Below are 16180 nucleotides of genomic sequence, written 5' to 3'. Positions count from 1 at the left end.
GGGCGGTCAGCCGTGCAGGACGCCGGTGCCGAGCAGCCCGAAGAGCAGGACTCCCACCGCGATCCGGTACAGCACGAAGGCGTTGAAGGTGTGCTTGGCGATGTACCGCAGCAGCCAGGCGATGGAGGCGTACGCCACCACGAAGGAGACGGCCGTGCCGGCGGCCAGCGGGGCGGCCCCCGCGCCGGTGCCGAGGGCGTCCTTCAGCTCGTAGATCCCGGCGCCGGTCAGGGCCGGGATGCCGAGGAAGAAGGAGAGCCGGGTGGCGGCCAGCCGGTCCAGGCCGCGCAGCAGGGCGGTGGACATGGTGGCGCCGGAGCGGGAGAAGCCCGGGAAGAGCAGGGCGAGGATCTGCGAGCCGCCGACCAGCATGGCGTCCGTGAGCGAGGTGTCGTCCTCGCCCCGCTTGTGCCGGCCGAGCCGGTCCGCCGCGTACATCACGCCGCTCCCGGCGATCAGCGACCCGGCGACCACCCACAGGGAGGCGAGCGGGCCCTCGATGAGCGGCTTCGCCGCCAGGCCCACGGCGACGATCGGCAGCGTCGCGAAGATCACCCACCAGGCGAACCGGTAGTCGTGGTGGTAGCGCTGCTCCCGGTCGGTCAGGCCGCGCAGCCAGGCGGCGACGATGCGCACGATGTCCTTGAAGAAGTAGACGAGCACCGCGGCGATCGCGCCGACCTGGATGACGGCCGAGAAGCCCACCACGGCGTCGTCGTCGACGGGGATGCCCATCAGCCCCTCGACGATCTTGAGATGCCCGGTGGAGGAGACGGGGAGGAACTCGGTGACCCCCTCCACCGCTCCGAGGACGACGGCCTGACCGATGCTGATGGCGCTCATGAGCACCCGTCTTACTACATCCGGCTGTGTCCGCCCCGGCGCCACCCCCGCACGCACGGCCCCGAAGACTAGTTGCACAGTCAAATAAGTGGGACGCCGGTGCTACCGTGCAGGTATGGCAGTCACAACGGCCGGGTCGCGGCTGGCGGAGCAGTGGCGGGAGATCCTCTCGGTGCACGCGCGCACCATGTGCGAGATCGACCGCGCGCTGCATCCCCACGGCCTGGGCGCGAGCGACTTCGAGGTCCTCGACATCCTCGCCACCACCGCGCCCGAGCAGGGCGACCAGTGCCGGGTGCAGAACCTGGTCGGCCGGGTCCACCTCAGCCAGAGCGCGCTCTCCCGCCTGATCGCCCGGCTGGAGAAGGAGGGGCTGGTCGAGCGCTCGCTGTGCGTCGAGGACCGGCGCGGCGTGTGGGTCGCGCTGACCGACCGGGGCCGCGACCTGCACGCCGAGGTGCTCCCGCTCCAGCGAGCGGTGCTCGACCGCACCCTCGGCGAGGCGTAGGCGCGCGGCGACGCAGACGTACGGGAGCCCGCCGGCGGGAAGCCGGCGGGCTCTGCGGTCACCGAGGGGCAGGCCTGCCTCAGGAGCGGGCCAGCAAGGTGCGCACGCCGTCGGACGTGAGCGTGAGGCGGTGCTCGGAGCCGGCGTCTATGGACAGCGACAGGTCGTCGGCCGGCCACTGCGCGGCCAGCGCGCCGAGCGGCACCAGGCGGTAGCGGGAGACGTAGGGCAGCAGGTCGGCCATCTCCAGCTCGGAGGTGAAGACGGGCACCACCTGCCGGCCGCCCTGCTGTTCGAGGACGGGCAGTGCCAGCATCCCGGGATCGGCGGCGTCCTGGTCGTTCGCGTCGTCGGGCACCGGGACGAGCACGTCGCTGCCGGCGAGCGTGTCGAGCGCCGCCGTGTCCTGCGTGTTCTCGGCGAGCGTGTCCAGGGCCCGCTGGGCGGGCGAGACGGTGTTGTCGTTCGCGGGTGTTTCCATGACAGATTCCCTGCTAGCGGCGGTGGTACGGCCCGCCCCTGTGCGTGTGGCGCGGGGACGGTTCTGGCTCGCGTACCCGGTCGCCGACCGGCCAATCCCCCGCGCCGGGGACGGTTGCGGGCCGCCCACCGGGGTGTTTCGCTGACGCGAGAGCCGAGTCACCCGGCGGGGCCGGGGAGAAGGAGGGCGCGCCATGACCGCCGAGGCCAGTGTGGACGCCGTGCTGTCCGGTCTGGACGGCATCCGGCCGGACGTCGAGGACCTCTACCGCGACCTGCACGCCCATCCCGAACTGGGCCTGGCGGAGCACCGCACCGCCGCGAAGGCCGCGGAGGCGCTCCGCGGCTTCGGCTACGAGGTGACGACGGGCATCGGCGGCACCGGCGTGACCGGCGTCCTGCGGCGCGGCTCGGGGCCCACGGTGATGCTGCGCGCCGACATGGACGCGCTGCCGGTGCGCGAGGCGACGGGCCTGCCGTACGCGTCGACCGCCACCGGCACCGGCGCCGACGGCGTGCGGCGGCCGGTGATGCACGCCTGCGGCCACGACGTGCACGTGGCCTGCATGGTGGGCTTCGCCCGGCTGATGGCGGCGGCCACGGGCGCCTGGCGGGGCACACTGGTGGTGCTCTTCCAGCCGTCCGAGGAGCCCGGCGACGGCGCCCGCGCCATGGTCGAGGACGGGCTGACGGACAAGGTGCCGCGCCCGGACGTGGTCCTCGCCCAGCACGTGCTGCCCTACCCGGCCGGCTACGTGGGCACCCGGGCCGGCTCGGTGCTCTCGGCCGCCGACAACCTGCGGGTCACCCTGCGCGGCCGGGGCGGCCACGGCTCGGCGCCGCAGGCGGCGGTGGACCCGGTGGTGATGGCGGCGATGTGCGTGCTGCGGCTGCAGACGGTGGTCTCCCGGGAGACGGCGGCCACCACCCCGGCCGTGGTGACGGTGGGCAGCGTCCAGGCGGGCACTGGGCCGAACATCATCCCCGACGAGGCGGTGCTCCAGCTCAACGTGCGCACCTACGACCAGGAGACCCGGGGGCGGGTGCTGGCCGCGATCGAGCGGATCGTGCGCGCCGAGGCCCAGGCGTCCGGCGCCCCGGCCGAGCCGGAGATCGAGCACCTCAACGCCTTCCCGCCCACCGTGAACGACGCCGACGTCACCGCCAGGGTGGCCGACGCCTTCGCCGCCCACTTCGGGGACGCGGCGCACACCCTCCCCCTGCAGACCGCCAGCGAGGACATGAGCGAGCTGCCGAACGCCTTCGGGGTGCCGTACACCTACTGGGGCATCGGCGGCACCGACCCGGAGCGGTTCGCCGAGGCCGAGCGGAAGGGGACGGTCGGGCAGGACATCCCGACCAACCACAGCTCGTCCTTCGCGCCGGTCCTCCAGCCCACCCTCGACACCGGGGTGCGGGCGCTGGCCGTGGCGGCACTGGCCTGGCTGAGCACCGACTCCGGGGCGGGACCCGCTTGATCGATCAGCTGGGCGGTGGGGTTAGCATATGAGCGCCGCCTAGCTCGAAAGATAGAGACGTGACTGTCAACGACGACTCGTTCACCAACTGGAAGCACCGCGAAGAGACCGCGGAATCGATGATCCCGATGATCGGGAGGCTGCACCGGGAGCAGGACGTCACGGTCCTGCTGCACAGCCGTTCCCTGGTGAACAAGTCGGTGGTGAGCATCCTCAAGACCCACCGCTTCGCCCGGCAGATCGCCGGCGTCGAGCTGTCGGTCACCGAGACGATGCCCTTCCTGCGCGCCCTCACCGCCCTGGACCTCGGCCCCTCGCAGATCGACATCGGCCTGCTCGCCGAGGCCCACCGGACCGACGACCGCGGTCTGTCGGTGGAGGAGTTCACCGCCGAGGCCGTCGCCGGCGCGACCGGCGCGAACAAGATCGAGCGCCGGGAGCCGCGGGACGTCGTCCTCTACGGCTTCGGCCGGATCGGCCGGCTGCTCGCCCGGCTGCTGATCGAGAAGGCCGGCTCCGGCAACGGCCTGCGGCTGCGCGCCGTCGTGGTCCGCGACAGCGGCGGCGGCGACCTGGTCAAGCGCGCCTCGCTGCTGCGCCGCGACTCCATCCACGGCCAGTTCCAGGGCACCATCACGGTGGACGAGGAGCGCGGCCGGATCATCGCCAACGGCAACGAGATCCAGGTCATCTACTCGGACGACCCGACGACCGTGGACTACCCGGCGTACGGCATCAAGGACGCCATCCTCATCGACAACACCGGCCGCTGGCGCGACCGCGAGGGCCTGTCCAAGCACCTGCGGCCCGGCATCGACAAGGTGGTCCTGACCGCCCCGGGCAAGGGCGACGTCCCCAACATCGTGCACGGCGTCAACCACGACACCGTCAAGCCGGACGAGCGGATCCTGTCCTGCGCCTCCTGCACCACCAACGCCATCGTGCCGCCGCTGAAGGCGATGACCGACGAGTACGGCGTGCTGCGCGGGCACGTGGAGACCGTCCACTCCTTCACCAACGACCAGAACCTGCTGGACAACTTCCACAAGTCGGACCGGCGGGGCCGCAGCGCGCCGCTGAACATGGTGATCACCGAGACCGGCGCGGCCTCCGCGGTCGCCAAGGCGCTGCCCGAGCTGAAGGCGCCCATCACCGGCAGCTCGATCCGGGTGCCGGTGCCGGACGTCTCGATCGCCATCCTCAACCTCCAGCTGGCCCGCGAGACGACCCGCGAGGACGTCCTGGACCACCTGCGCGAGGTGTCGCTGACCTCGCCGCTCAAGCGCCAGATCGACTTCATCAGCGCCCCGGACGCGGTCTCCAGCGACTTCATCGGCTCGCGCCACGCCTCGATCGTCGACGCGGGCGCGCTGAAGGTCGAGGGCGACAACGCGATCCTCTACCTCTGGTACGACAACGAGTTCGGCTACTCCTGCCAGGTCGTCCGCGTCGTGCAGCACGTGTCGGGCGTGGAGTACCCGACGTACCCGGCACCGGCCGTCTGATCGAAGATCAGATAACCTGCTCCGGCGCGCGGGGGGCGCGCGCCGGACACGGGGCGGGGACGAGTACGTGACAGACGGATCTTCGGCGGCCGAACGGGACGGGAACCCGTGGGTGCAGGCCATCATGGCGCTGGTGCTGGTGGGCGGCGTGGTGGGCTACGGACTGTGGCACCTCCTGGGGCCCGGCTCGGCCGCCGCCTCCACCGCGGAGTTGCCCGCGGCGACCTGCACGCCGTCCAGCCCCACCCCGCGCGACCGCGCGCCGTCGGGGCATGTCTCCGGCGACCAGTTGTGCACCGCGCTGAACCGCCCGGACCTGGCGGCGCTCCTCGGTGTCCCGGGCGAGAAGGCCGAGACGGCGGACGGCGGCGACAGCTCGTTCCGGCCGGCGGGCGCGAAGACCGAGATCCGCACCCCCGAGTCGACCGTCCGCTTCGCCACGTACGCGGTCCAGGTGTCCGCGACCTACGACCGGCTGTCGGTCACCGAGGCCCATGAGCTCTTCGGCGACGACTCGGAACTGCGGACCGTCCTCGGCCGGCCGGCCACGCTGAGCAGCACCCCGACCTTCTCCATCGACTTCGGCGCCCCCAAGGGCACCGCTGCGGGCCCGAACGGAACCGCCAGGACCCTGACGGTCGCCATGGACCCGAAGGACAAGGGCGGCTCCTACGAGATCAGCCTCTGGCGGGAGGACGCCGTGCCGCCCGACGACGCGGCGCTGCTGCGCGTCGCCGAGCGGGTGCTGCCGACGATCCCGGGGTGGCGGGCCGGCTGACCTTCCGGCGCAGGCCGGTCCGCCGCGCCGGTCAGTCGGTGCCGGACTCCATCGCCGCGCGGTCGAGCAGCTCGTCCTCCTCGGAGACCTCACCGCGGGAGGCGATGGCCTCGGCGCCGCCCTCGGGCATGGCGCCGATCAGTCCGGTCGCCGCCGCCTGGCCGGCTCCGACGGCCGTACCGGCGCTGCCGATCAGACCGATGCCGGCGTACTGCTCCAGCTTGGCGCGCGAGTCGGCGATGTCGAGGTTGCGCATGGTGAGCTGGCCGATCCGGTCGACCGGGCCGAACGCGGAGTCCTCGGTGCGCTCCATGGACAGCTTGTCCGGGTGGTAGCTGAAGGCCGGGCCCGTGGTGTCGAGGATCGAGTAGTCCTCGCCGCGCCGCAGCCGCAGGGTGACCTCGCCGGTGATCGCCGAGCCGACCCAGCGCTGCAGCGACTCCCGGATCATCAGGGCCTGCGGGTCCAGCCACCGGCCCTCGTACATCAGCCGGCCCAGGCGCCGCCCCTCGGCGTGGTACTGGGCGAGGGTGTCCTCGTTGTGGATCGCGTTGACGAGCCGCTCGTAGGCGGCGTGCAGCAGCGCCATGCCGGGGGCCTCGTAGATGCCGCGGCTCTTGGCCTCGATGATGCGGTTCTCGATCTGGTCGGACATGCCGAGGCCGTGCCGGCCGCCGATGGCGTTGGCCTCCATCACCAGGTCGACGGGGGAGGCGAACTCCTTGCCGTTGACGGTGACCGGGCGGCCCTGCTCGAAGCCGATGGTGACGGTCTCGGGGTCGATCTCGACCGCCGGGTCCCAGAACCGCACGCCCATGATGGGCTCCACGGTCTCCACGCCGGTGTCCAGGTGCTCCAGGGTCTTGGCCTCGTGGGTGGCGCCCCAGATGTTGGCGTCCGTGGAGTACGCCTTCTCCGTGGAGTCCCGGTAGGGCAGGTCGTGGGCCTGCAGCCACTCCGACATCTCCTTGCGGCCGCCCAGTTCGGTGACGAAGTCGGCGTCCAGCCACGGCTTGTAGATCCTGAGCTGCGGGTTGGCGAGCAGGCCGTAGCGGTAGAACCGCTCGATGTCGTTGCCCTTGAAGGTCGAGCCGTCGCCCCAGATCTGCACGTCGTCCTCGAGCATCGCGCGCACCAGCAGCGTGCCGGTGACGGCGCGGCCCAGCGGCGTGGTGTTGAAGTACGCCCGCCCGCCGGAGCGGATGTGGAACGCGCCGCAGGTCAGCGCGGCAAGACCCTCCTCGACCAGCGCCGCGCGGCAGTCGACGAGGCGGGCGAGCTCCGCGCCGTAGGCCGTCGCACGCTCGGGCACCGAGGCGATGTCGGGCTCGTCGTACTGACCGATGTCGGCGGTGTAGGTGCACGGGACGGCGCCCTTGTCGCGCATCCAGGCGACCGCGACCGAGGTGTCGAGGCCGCCCGAGAAGGCGATGCCGACGCGCTCGCCGGCGGGCAGGGAGGTGAGGACCTTGGACATAGGAAGAGTATGCATGACATCGCATGGTCATGCAACGTGCTCCGGGGCGGCGCCGGACACCGGCCTTACAGTGCGGGCATGCCCGAGAACCACATGACCCTCAACCAGCTGCGCGCCTTCGCCGAGGCCGAGCGGTTGGGGTCGTCCACCGCGGCGGCCGTCGCGGCGGGGCGGATCGAGGCGGGGCTGGTGATCCTGTCGATCGACGCCGCCCGCGGCGACGGCCCCGAGGTGGAGGCCAACATCTACTGAAGCCCGCGACGCCGCCACTCCTCGGCGAGCAGCCGGTAGGAGCGCACCCGGTCGGCGTGGCCGTGGGTGATGGTCGTGACGATCAGCTCGTCGGCCCCGGTGGCCTCCTGGAGCTGCTGGAGCCGGTCGGCGACGTGGCCGGGGCTCCCGACGAACTGGGTCTCGACCCGGTCGGCGACCAGGGCCTCGTCCTCGGCGGTCCATTCGTGGGCGCGGGCCTCGTCGGGGGTCGGGAAGGGGATGGCGCCCTCCGCGCTGCGGATGCTGCGCACCCACAGGCCGTAGCCGGCGGCCAGTTCGCGGGCGGTGGCGTCGTCCTCGGCCACCACCACGTCGGCGGAGACGGCGACATGGGGCTCGTCCAGGTGGCGGGAGGGCTTGAACGCGGCCCGGTAGCCCTCGGCCGCCTCCAGGACGGTGGCCGGGGAGACGTGGTAGTTGGCGGCGAAGCGCAGGCCGCCCCGGCCCGCCACCTCGGCGCTCTCGCCGCCGCTGCTGCCGAGGATCCACACCTGGAGGTCGGCGCCCTCGCCGGGCACAGCGTGCGCCTCGGTGCCGTCCGGGCCGCGCAGGTCGCCGCCGAGCAGGGCGAGGATGTCGTCCACCTGCTCGCCGTACTCCTGGGGCTCGGCGCCGGGCTGGCGCAGCAGCCGCTGCTGGAAGCGGAAGCGCGGGGAGGCGAGCAGGTGCGCCGGGGAGAAGCGGCCCGGTATCCGCAGGCCGTTGGGGGCGTGTCCGTCGACCACCGGGGCCGGGGCGGGACGGGGCCCCGGCGCCGTGGCCGCGCCGGCGCCCGGGGGGCGACCGCCGCCGGAGCGGCCGAGGCCGAGGTCGAGGCGGCCGGGATGCAGGGCGTCGAGCAGGCCGAACTCCTCGACCGTGGACAGGGCGGTGCGGTGGCCGAGCAGGACCGCCCCGGAGCCGACGCGGAGGGTGGAGGTCGCGGCGGCGGCGAGGGCGATCAGGAGGGCGGGCGAGGTGCCGGCCACGCCGGGGTTGAGGTGGTGCTCGGCGAACCAGTAGCGCCGGTAGCCGAACTCCTCGGCCCGCCGGGCGAGGTCGACGGTGTTGCGCAGCGCCTGGGCCGCGGTGGAGCCGGACGGGATCGGGACGAGGTCGAGGACTCCGAGGGGGATGCCGGGCATGGTGCTGCTCCTCAGCGGTCGGCGGGCGGGGGGCGTAGTCGATGGCCAGGACGTGCGCGGTGGAGCCGCCGGTGGCGAGGGGCAGCACGGTCTTGCCGGTGAGGGCGTACTGCGGCAGCAGGTCGAGGAGCGACTTCAGCAGCACGGAGTAGGCGGCCTTGCAGATCGGCGTGGTGATCACGACGCCGTCGGCCCGGTCGAAGAGGCCGGCGGCCCGGACGATCGCCGGGTGGGTGAAGTCGGCGCCGAGCTGGGCATCGGCGGGCAGAGTGCGGGCGTCCAGGGGAATCACCTCGTGTCCCTGGGCCGCGAGCCGGGCGTCCAGGTGGCGCCGCAGCCGAACGGTGTGGGAGGTGGCGGAGGGACGTCCGGAAGCGGACAGGACGGTGGCCATGGGGTTCCTTCGGGGCGGATGGGTGGGGAACGGGGCAGCGGAGAACGGGGGCCACCCAAGGCGCTGACGCCGGGACCTCGGGGCGATGGGGCGCGTCCGGCGGGCGGCGGCGGGGAGGGACCGAAGTGGCGGTCGTCGGCCGGCGGGTCAGGCGCGACAGGGGGCGGACCGCACCCGACCGAAGTCGATGTGTCCGCGGATGACCAAGCGCTGCTCGGCGTTCATGCGACCAATTGAGCAGCACGGACGCGCAGCGGCGTGCGGTCACCCTGCGGCGTCGTACGCGCCGGTGGGCGGCGGCAGCGGTGTCCGCCGCGATGCCGGCCGTCCGCGCGCCCGACGCCTGCCTCCTGAACCGCCCTCTCCCGGAGACGCCCGTTGTTTCGCCTGGTGAGACGCATCCCCATTATCCCTACTGATTTACTAGGGAACTCTTGACGGCTCGCCGCGCGGGTGCACAGGATGAGGACCATGGCCCCCACGCAGCAACGACTCGTTCGTCGTCGGCATGTCGACTCTGGTCACGTCGTCAGCGCCGCCTGCTGTCGCGTGTGATGCCCCTTCTCCCGCCGCCTCGCCCTTCTCGGTGAGGCTCTGCCCCGTTCCAGAAGGACCACGCCATGACCACGGCACTCCCGGCTCCCACCGCCTCCCCCCTGCCCGATCCACGCCGCCTCCGCCTGGTGGGCGATCCGTCGCCCGATCGCGCCGCGGACGAGGGCCCCGCCCCGCTCGTCGGCTACCTGGTGCTCGTCCCGGAGGGCACCGACCCGGCCGAGCTGTTCGCGAAGGACCGCCCGCTCCCGGAGATCCGTCCCCTCGCCCCGCCGGCGTCTGCGGCCTCCCCCGCCCCGCCGGCCGCGCCGCGCACCCGCGACGACGTCGTGCGCATCGACCCCGCGCTGCACTCCGCCGAGGTCGACGGCCGCGAACTCGACCTCACCTACCTGGAGTTCGAGCTGCTGGCCCACCTCGTGCGCAACCCCCACCGGGTGCACTCGCGCGAGCAGCTGGTCGGCGCCGTCTGGGGGTACGACCACGTCGGGGACGGGCGCACCGTCGACGTCCACGTCGCGCGTCTGCGCCGCAAGCTCGGTGCGGCGCACCGGCAGCGGATCGTCACCGTGCGGCGCCTGGGCTACAAGTACACGCCCGACCGGGCGGCCCCCGAACGGCGGACGAGCCCCGACGCCGCCCGCCGCCCGCGACCTTGAGGAGTCCCCTGCCATGGGCGCTGCCCCCGCGCTGTCCGGCCACGCCGCACCGTCAGGGCCCGCCGCACCGCCCGGCCCGGCCGGACCCGGCCGCGCGCACTGGCTGCGGGTGACCCGCGAGACGGCCGACGACCTGGCCACCGACGCGGTGGCCCGGGAGCAGGCGGGCAAGGTCCCCTTCGACGAGGTGTCCCGGCTGCGCGAGGCGGGACTGCTCGGGCTGCTCGCGCCGGTGTCTTCCGGTGGCGGCGGCGCCGACTGGGCCACGGCCTACGCGGTGGTCCGGGAGATCGCCGCCGCCGACGCCGCGATCGGCCAACTGCTCGGCAGCCACTACTTCCTGTCCTGGAGCGCCGGGTTCCTCGCGGGCCCCGTCGCGGGGGCCCGCACCGAGCAGTGGTCCGCGGCGGGCCAGTGGTGCTGGGGCGGCGGCCTCGCCCGGCAGGAGGCGCCGCTGGTGCTGACCCGGAGCGGCCACGGGCACGTGCTGCACGGCCGGCAGAGCTACGCCGCCGGGGTGCTGGTCGCCGACCGGGTAGCCGTCCGGGCGGTGCGGGCGGACACCGGCGAGCCGGTCGCCGTGACGGTGGACCCCGCCCACCCGGGCCTGGCGGTGGTCGGCGACGCCGATGCCTTCGGGCAGCGCCTCGCGGGCGGCGGGAGCGTGGAGTGCGACGGGGTCCCGGTCGCCGCCGACGAGGTGCTCGGCTCGCTCTCCGCCGACGAGGCCGTCCTGTCGCCCCGGACGGCCCTGGTCTCCCCGGTGGGGCGGCTGCTCACCGTCCAGCTCCGGCTCGGCGTCGCCGAGGGCGTGCTCGCCGAGGTGCGCGAGTACAGCCGGGGCATCTCCGTGCCCGACCGGGCCGCCGGCCCGGCCATCGACCCCCAGGCGCTGTCCGCCTACGGGGAGTTGACCGTCCTCACCCGCTCGGCGTCCGCCCTGGCCGACCAGGCGCGCGAGGCCGTGCGACGCGGCGTGCGGCGCGGCGAGGACCTGACCTACGACGAGTACGCGGAGCTGTCGGTGCTGGTGGCGATGGCCGAGGCCGCCGCGGCCGGGGCGGCGCGGGAGTCCACCGCCCGCGCCCTCGACCTCCTCGGCGCCCGCGCCGCCTCCTCCCGCCTCGGCCTGGACCGCTTCTGGCGCAACGCCAGGACGCAGTCGCTGCACGAGCCGGTCGGGCCCCGCCTGCGCGACGTCGGCGACTACTTCCTGAGCGGGGCGCACCCCCCGTTCGTCCTGCCGACCTGACCGCCACCCCGGACGCGGTCGGGCGCCCGGCCTCGGGCGAACGCTCGGCCTCGGCCACAGGCTCCGACCTGGACGCAGGCTCGACCCCGGGCGGACGCTCGGCACAGCGCGGAGGCTCGGCCCAGGCCAGACGCTCGGCCCGGGGCGGGCGCTGGGCCTGCGCCAACGGGGTCCGGCCCGGGCCCAGGTTCCGACCTGGGCAGGGGCGTGGACCCGGGCGGGGCCCGGCGGTGGCGTGCGGGATAATGGCCGGTATGCGGATCTCAGCCAGGGCGGACTACGCGGTACGTGCCGCGCTGCAGCTCGCCGCGTCCCGGGAGGACGAGCCCCTCAAGACCGAGGCCATCGCCGACGCCCAGGAGATTCCGCACAAGTTCCTCGAAGGCATCCTGAACGACATGCGCCGCGGCGGCCTGGTGGTCAGCCGGCGCGGCGGCAACGGCGGCTACCGCCTGGCCAAGCCGGCCGAGAGCATCAGCATCGCCGACGTGATACGCGTCGTGGACGGCCCGCTGGTCTCGGTGCGCGGGGTCCGCCCGCCCGACCTGTCGTACTCCGGCCCCGCCGCCTCGCTGCTGCCGTTGTGGATCGCCCTCAGGTCCAACGTCCGCGAGATCCTGGAGGGCGTCTCGCTCGCCGACGTGGCCGCGGCCGAACTCCCCGCCAGCGTCGAGGCGTTGACCGACACCCCGGACGCCTGGGTCAACCCCTGACCGGAGCCGTCCGAAAGCCCGTCGCCCATATTGCGAGATGGAACGGTCCAGCATGCGAACACCCTCTTGGGGTGAGCGCCGTCTTCTGCCACGATCCCCATCAATCAGGTAGGAAACCTAGGGATCAGGGGGTGGCCATGCGAACGCCCGAACGCGCGCACAGCCCGCTGCCCCGTCTGACCTCGCGCCGCCACATCGATCTCGGCCGTACCTCCAGCGCCGTCTGTCGGACCCACCGGTCCCCTCGGCCCTGCCGGCCCTGTCGGCCCCACCGGTCCGCCTGAGCCTTCCTCCGCGCCCGAAGCCGGCCCGGCACGCGGCACCGTCCGCCGCCCCGTCGCCGGCCCCCTTCCGCTCATCCACCCTCGCTCGACCATCCCTGAGAGGACACCTCCGTGTCTGCCGCAAGACCGTTCACCGCCCTGCGCGTCTTCGCCGTCACCGCGACGCTCCCCCTGCTGCTCACCGCCTGCGGCTACGGCTCCGACTCCGACGACGACGGCAAGAAGAGCGAGGTCGCCGCCGGCGCCGAGAAGCTCTCCGCCGGCGAGGTGAGGATCGGCTACTTCCCCAACCTCACGCACGCCACCGCGCTGGTGGGCGTCCAGGAGGGCCTGTTCCAGAAGGAGCTGGGCGGCACCACGATCAAGTCCTCGACCTTCAACGCCGGGCCCTCCGAGATCGAGGCGCTGAACGCCGGGTCCATCGACATCGGCTGGATCGGCCCCTCCCCCGCCATCAACGGCTACACCAAGGCGGCGGGCAAGAGCCTGCGCATCATCAGCGGCTCCGCCTCCGGCGGCGTGAAGCTCGTGGTCGACCCGGACAAGATCAAGACCGTGGACGACCTCAAGGGCAAGAAGATCGCCACGCCGCAGCTCGGCAACACCCAGGACGTGGCGTTCCTCAACTGGATAGCCGAGAAGGGCTGGAAGGTCGACGCGCAGAGCGGCGCCGGCGACGTCAAGGTGGTGCGCACGGACAACAAGGTCACGCCCGACGCCTACAAGTCCGGCTCCATCGACGGCGGGTGGGTGCCCGAGCCGACCGCCTCGAAGCTGGTCGCCCAGGGCGGCAAGGTGCTCCTCGACGAGCGCGACCTGTGGCCGGACAAGAAGTTCGTGATCACCAACATCATCGTGTCGCAGAAGTTCCTCACGGCGCACCCGGACGTCGTCGAGGCGGTGCTGCGCGGCTCGGTGAAGACCAACGCCTGGATCAACGCCAACCCCGACCAGGCCAAGGCGTCCGCGAACAAGGCCCTGGAGAAGCTGTCCGGCAAGGCGCTGCCGGCCGAGGTCCTCGACCCGGCCTGGAAGTCGATCGCCTTCCTGGACGACCCGCTGGCCGCCACCCTCGACATCGAGGCGCAGCACGCGGTGAAGGCCGGCCTGCTGGAGAAGCCCGACCTGAGGGGCATCTACGACCTCGCCCCGCTCAACAAGGTCCTCGAGGCCGAGGGCAAGCCGGCCGTCGCGGACGCCGGGCTCGGCGCGAAGTAGGGCCCTGATCCGACGAGCGACCGCTTGAGCGGCGCCCCCGCCCCGGGGGCGCCGCTCTCGTGGTTCTGCTGTCCATTCACGGTTTTGCGGCTCATTCTTTGTTTCTTGCGCACGCTCATAGACTTCCTGCGTCAGCACTTCTAGCCTTTTCGCGTCCGCTCCTCACGAGCCGCTGAAGGACGCATGTCATGAACTCATCACCCCCACGTCCCCCGAGCCGCGGTCGCAGACCACTGCGCCGCGTGCTCTCCGCCTCCCTGTCCCTGGCCCTCGCCGCGGCCGGCACGGTCGTCACCCTGGCGCTGTCCGCTCCCAGCGCCACGGCGGCGGGCGGCGTGCCCGCTCCCTCCCCGATCGGGGTGCCCGGCCGCGGCGCCACGGTCCCCTTCAAGGAGCTGGAGGCCGAGTACGCCACCACCAACGGCGCCCTGATCGGCCCCGACCGGCTCTACGGCCGGCTGCCCTCCGAGGCGTCCGGACGGCAGGCGGTGACGCTGGACGCGGTGGGCGAGTACGTCGAGTTCACGCTGACCGCCCCGGCGAACGCCATGTCGTTCCGCTACTCGCTGCCGGACAACGCCGCGGGCACCGGCCGGGACGCCGCCCTCGACGTCAAGGTCAACGGCAACCAGCTCAAGAGCGTCCCCGTGACCTCCAAGTACGGCTGGTACTACGGCGGATACCCGTTCAACAACAACCCCGGCGACAGCAACCCGCACCACTTCTACGACGAGACCCGGACCCTGCTCGGCTCGACGCTGCCGGCCGGCACCAAGATCCGCCTGCAGGTGTCGTCGGTGAGCCAGTCGCCGACGTTCACCATCGACCTCGCCGACTTCGAGCAGGTGGGCGCCCCGATCGCCAAGCCCTCCGGGGCGATCGACGTGGTCGCCGACTACGGCGCCGACCCGACCGGCGCCACCGACTCCACGGCGAAGATCCGCTCCGCGGTCGCCGCGGGCCAGGCCCAGGGCCGGACCGTGTACCTCCCGCAGGGCACCTTCCAGGTGCGCGACCACATCGTCGTGGACCAGGTGACCCTGGCCGGCGCGGGCCCCTGGTACACCGTGCTGACCGGCCGCGACCCCTCCGACCGGTCCAAGGCCGTCGGCGTGTACGGCAAGTACGCGGCGCAGGGCGGCAGCAGGAACGTCGTCCTGAAGGACTTCGCCATCATCGGCGACATCCGCGAGCGCGTGGACAACGACCAGGTCAACGCCATCGGCGGCGCGCTGTCGAACTCCACGGTCGACAACGTGTGGATGCAGCACACCAAGTGCGGGGCCTGGATGGACGGCCCGATGGACAACTTCACCATCAAGAACAGCCGCATCCTGGACCAGACCGCCGACGGCGTGAACTTCCACATGGGCGTCACCAACTCCACCGTCACCAACACCTTCGTGCGCAACACGGGTGACGACGGGCTGGCGATGTGGGCCGAGAGCGTCCCGAACGTGAAGAACAAGTTCACCTTCAACACGGTCGTCCTGCCGATCCTGGCCAACAACATCGTCACCTACGGCGGCCGGGACATCACCCTCTCCGACAACGTCATGTCGGACACCATCACCAACGGCGGCGGCCTGCACATCGCCAACCGCTACCCGGGCGTCAACTCCGGTCAGGGCACGGCGGTCGCGGGCACGATCACTGCGGCGCGCAACACGCTGATCCGTACCGGCAACAGCGACTACAACTGGCAGTTCGGGGTCGGCGCGGTCTGGTTCAGCGGTCTGAACGAGGCGCTCGACGCGAACATCGACGTCCGCGACAGCGAGATCCTCGACAGCTCCTACGCCGCCATCATGAACATCGAGGGCGCGACCCGCGGGCTGCACTTCACCAACGTACGCATCGACGGGGCGGGCACGTACGCCCTGCAGATCCAGGCGCCGGGCACCGCGAGCTTCACCAATGTCACCGCGACGCACATCGCCCAGGCCAACCCGATCCACAACTGCGTCGGCAGCGGCTTCCAGATCACCCGCGGCAGCGGCAACAGCGGCTGGTACGCCGACCCGCCGGCCTGCACCGGCACCTGGCCCGCGCCGGTGTGGACCAACAACGGCGTACCCGGCGGCGGCACCCAGCCCCCGACCGACCCGCCCACCGATCCGCCGACCGACCCCCCGACCGACCCCACCGTGAACCTGGCGAAGAACCGGCCGGTCGCCGAGTCAAGCCACGTCGACGTCTACCCGGCGGCCAACGCCGTGGACGGCAACGCAAGCACCTACTGGGAGAGCGCGAACAACGCCTTCCCCCAGTCGGTCACCGTCGACCTCGGGGCCGCCAAGGCGGTCAAGCGCGTCGTCCTGAAGCTGCCGCCGGCCGCCGCCTGGGCCACCCGCACCCAGACCCTCAGCGTCCAGGGCAGCACCGACAACAGCACGTACACCACCCTCAAGCCCTCGGCCGGCTACACCTTCAACCCGTCGAGCGGCAACACCGCGACCGTCACCCTGCCCGGCACCGCGACCCGGTACCTGCGGGTCACCGTCACCGCCAACACCGGCTGGCCCGCCGCCCAGCTCTCGGAACTGGAGGCGTACACCGGCTGACCCCCCGCCCCTTCGAGGTGCTGTTCGGGGAGCCCCCGGCGGCGGCCGGCTGTGCCGTGCCGCGCCGGGGGCTCC

The 16180-nt window shown here is 72.7% G+C and carries 15 protein-coding genes and 1 pseudogene; 11 read left to right on the top strand and 5 right to left on the bottom strand.

What is annotated here, in order from left to right:
- Nucleotides 1-6 precede the first annotated feature (6 nt).
- On the bottom strand, nt 7-843 hold the full coding sequence (locus tag ACGFZL_RS10655) for an undecaprenyl-diphosphate phosphatase (RefSeq protein ID WP_393690486.1): 837 nt from the start codon (nt 841-843) through the stop codon (nt 7-9).
- 115 nt (nt 844-958) lie between these two features.
- On the opposite strand from ACGFZL_RS10655, the gene ACGFZL_RS10650 reads away from it, so the two are divergent.
- Entirely contained in the window at nt 959-1351 is a 393-nt protein-coding gene (locus ACGFZL_RS10650; RefSeq protein ID WP_393690485.1) for a MarR family winged helix-turn-helix transcriptional regulator, read from the top strand.
- 79 nt (nt 1352-1430) lie between these two features.
- On the opposite strand, the gene ACGFZL_RS10645 is transcribed toward ACGFZL_RS10650, so the two are convergent.
- Nucleotides 1431-1832 (bottom strand): SseB family protein, encoded by a 402-nt coding sequence (locus ACGFZL_RS10645; protein ID WP_355168928.1) that lies wholly within the window; start codon nt 1830-1832, stop codon nt 1431-1433.
- Between the two features lie 193 nt (nt 1833-2025).
- On the opposite strand from ACGFZL_RS10645, the gene ACGFZL_RS10640 reads away from it, so the two are divergent.
- The 3 genes from ACGFZL_RS10640 to ACGFZL_RS10630 all read left to right on the top strand — a co-directional run bounded on the left by ACGFZL_RS10640 (nt 2026) and on the right by ACGFZL_RS10630 (nt 5592).
- Nucleotides 2026-3309, top strand: coding sequence for an amidohydrolase (locus ACGFZL_RS10640; protein ID WP_393690484.1), 1284 nt, complete (start codon nt 2026-2028; stop codon nt 3307-3309).
- A 59-nt stretch (nt 3310-3368) separates the two neighbouring features.
- Entirely contained in the window at nt 3369-4814 is a 1446-nt protein-coding gene (locus ACGFZL_RS10635) for a glyceraldehyde-3-phosphate dehydrogenase (RefSeq protein WP_393690483.1), read from the top strand.
- A gap of 67 nt (nt 4815-4881) precedes the next feature.
- A complete protein-coding gene (locus ACGFZL_RS10630; protein ID WP_393690482.1) occupies nt 4882-5592 on the top strand; it encodes a DUF6215 domain-containing protein in 711 nt (236 codons plus the stop codon).
- A 31-nt stretch (nt 5593-5623) separates the two neighbouring features.
- Here the strand turns inward: ACGFZL_RS10630 and argG are convergent, their stop codons facing one another.
- Complete coding sequence (gene argG / locus ACGFZL_RS10625; protein WP_393690612.1) at nt 5624-7069, bottom strand: argininosuccinate synthase; 1446 nt, start codon at nt 7067-7069, stop codon at nt 5624-5626.
- 78 nt (nt 7070-7147) lie between these two features.
- Here argG and ACGFZL_RS10620 point away from each other — a divergent pair, with 78 nt between their 5' ends.
- On the top strand, nt 7148-7321 hold the full coding sequence (locus ACGFZL_RS10620) for a hypothetical protein (protein WP_393690481.1): 174 nt from the start codon (nt 7148-7150) through the stop codon (nt 7319-7321).
- Here ACGFZL_RS10620 and ACGFZL_RS10615 read toward each other — a convergent pair.
- Both ACGFZL_RS10615 and ACGFZL_RS10610 read right to left on the bottom strand, forming a co-directional pair.
- Complete coding sequence (locus ACGFZL_RS10615) at nt 7315-8466, bottom strand: LLM class flavin-dependent oxidoreductase (protein ID WP_393690480.1); 1152 nt, start codon at nt 8464-8466, stop codon at nt 7315-7317. The genes ACGFZL_RS10620 and ACGFZL_RS10615 overlap by 7 nt on opposite strands.
- Before the next feature lie 22 nt (nt 8467-8488).
- Nucleotides 8489-8860 (bottom strand): annotated as a pseudogene (locus tag ACGFZL_RS10610) (NAD(P)H-dependent oxidoreductase); the annotation flags it as partial.
- A gap of 620 nt (nt 8861-9480) precedes the next feature.
- On the opposite strand from ACGFZL_RS10610, the gene ACGFZL_RS10605 reads away from it, so the two are divergent.
- From ACGFZL_RS10605 to ACGFZL_RS10580, 6 genes are all read left to right on the top strand, one after another.
- Complete coding sequence (locus tag ACGFZL_RS10605) at nt 9481-10074, top strand: winged helix-turn-helix domain-containing protein (RefSeq protein ID WP_393690479.1); 594 nt, start codon at nt 9481-9483, stop codon at nt 10072-10074.
- Nucleotides 10075-10087: 13 nt separating this feature from the next.
- Nucleotides 10088-11326, top strand: a complete 1239-nt coding sequence (locus tag ACGFZL_RS10600; protein WP_393690478.1) for an acyl-CoA dehydrogenase family protein — start codon at nt 10088-10090, stop codon at nt 11324-11326.
- A 254-nt stretch (nt 11327-11580) separates the two neighbouring features.
- On the top strand, nt 11581-12039 hold the full coding sequence (locus tag ACGFZL_RS10595; protein ID WP_355168958.1) for an Rrf2 family transcriptional regulator: 459 nt from the start codon (nt 11581-11583) through the stop codon (nt 12037-12039).
- 137 nt (nt 12040-12176) lie between these two features.
- Nucleotides 12177-12323, top strand: a complete 147-nt coding sequence (locus ACGFZL_RS10590; RefSeq protein WP_393690477.1) for a putative leader peptide — start codon at nt 12177-12179, stop codon at nt 12321-12323.
- Nucleotides 12324-12434: 111 nt separating this feature from the next.
- On the top strand, nt 12435-13541 hold the full coding sequence (locus tag ACGFZL_RS10585) for an aliphatic sulfonate ABC transporter substrate-binding protein (RefSeq protein WP_393690476.1): 1107 nt from the start codon (nt 12435-12437) through the stop codon (nt 13539-13541).
- A gap of 188 nt (nt 13542-13729) precedes the next feature.
- On the top strand, nt 13730-16105 hold the full coding sequence (locus ACGFZL_RS10580) for a discoidin domain-containing protein (RefSeq protein WP_393690475.1): 2376 nt from the start codon (nt 13730-13732) through the stop codon (nt 16103-16105).
- Nucleotides 16106-16180: the final 75 nt, after the last annotated feature.

This window comes from Streptomyces sp. NPDC048182 (genome assembly GCF_043202555.1).
Taxonomy (GTDB): Bacteria; Actinomycetota; Actinomycetes; order Streptomycetales; family Streptomycetaceae; genus Streptomyces.
The sequence above is the reverse complement of the archived record's forward strand: the minus strand, read 5'-3'. Positions and strand labels throughout refer to the sequence as shown.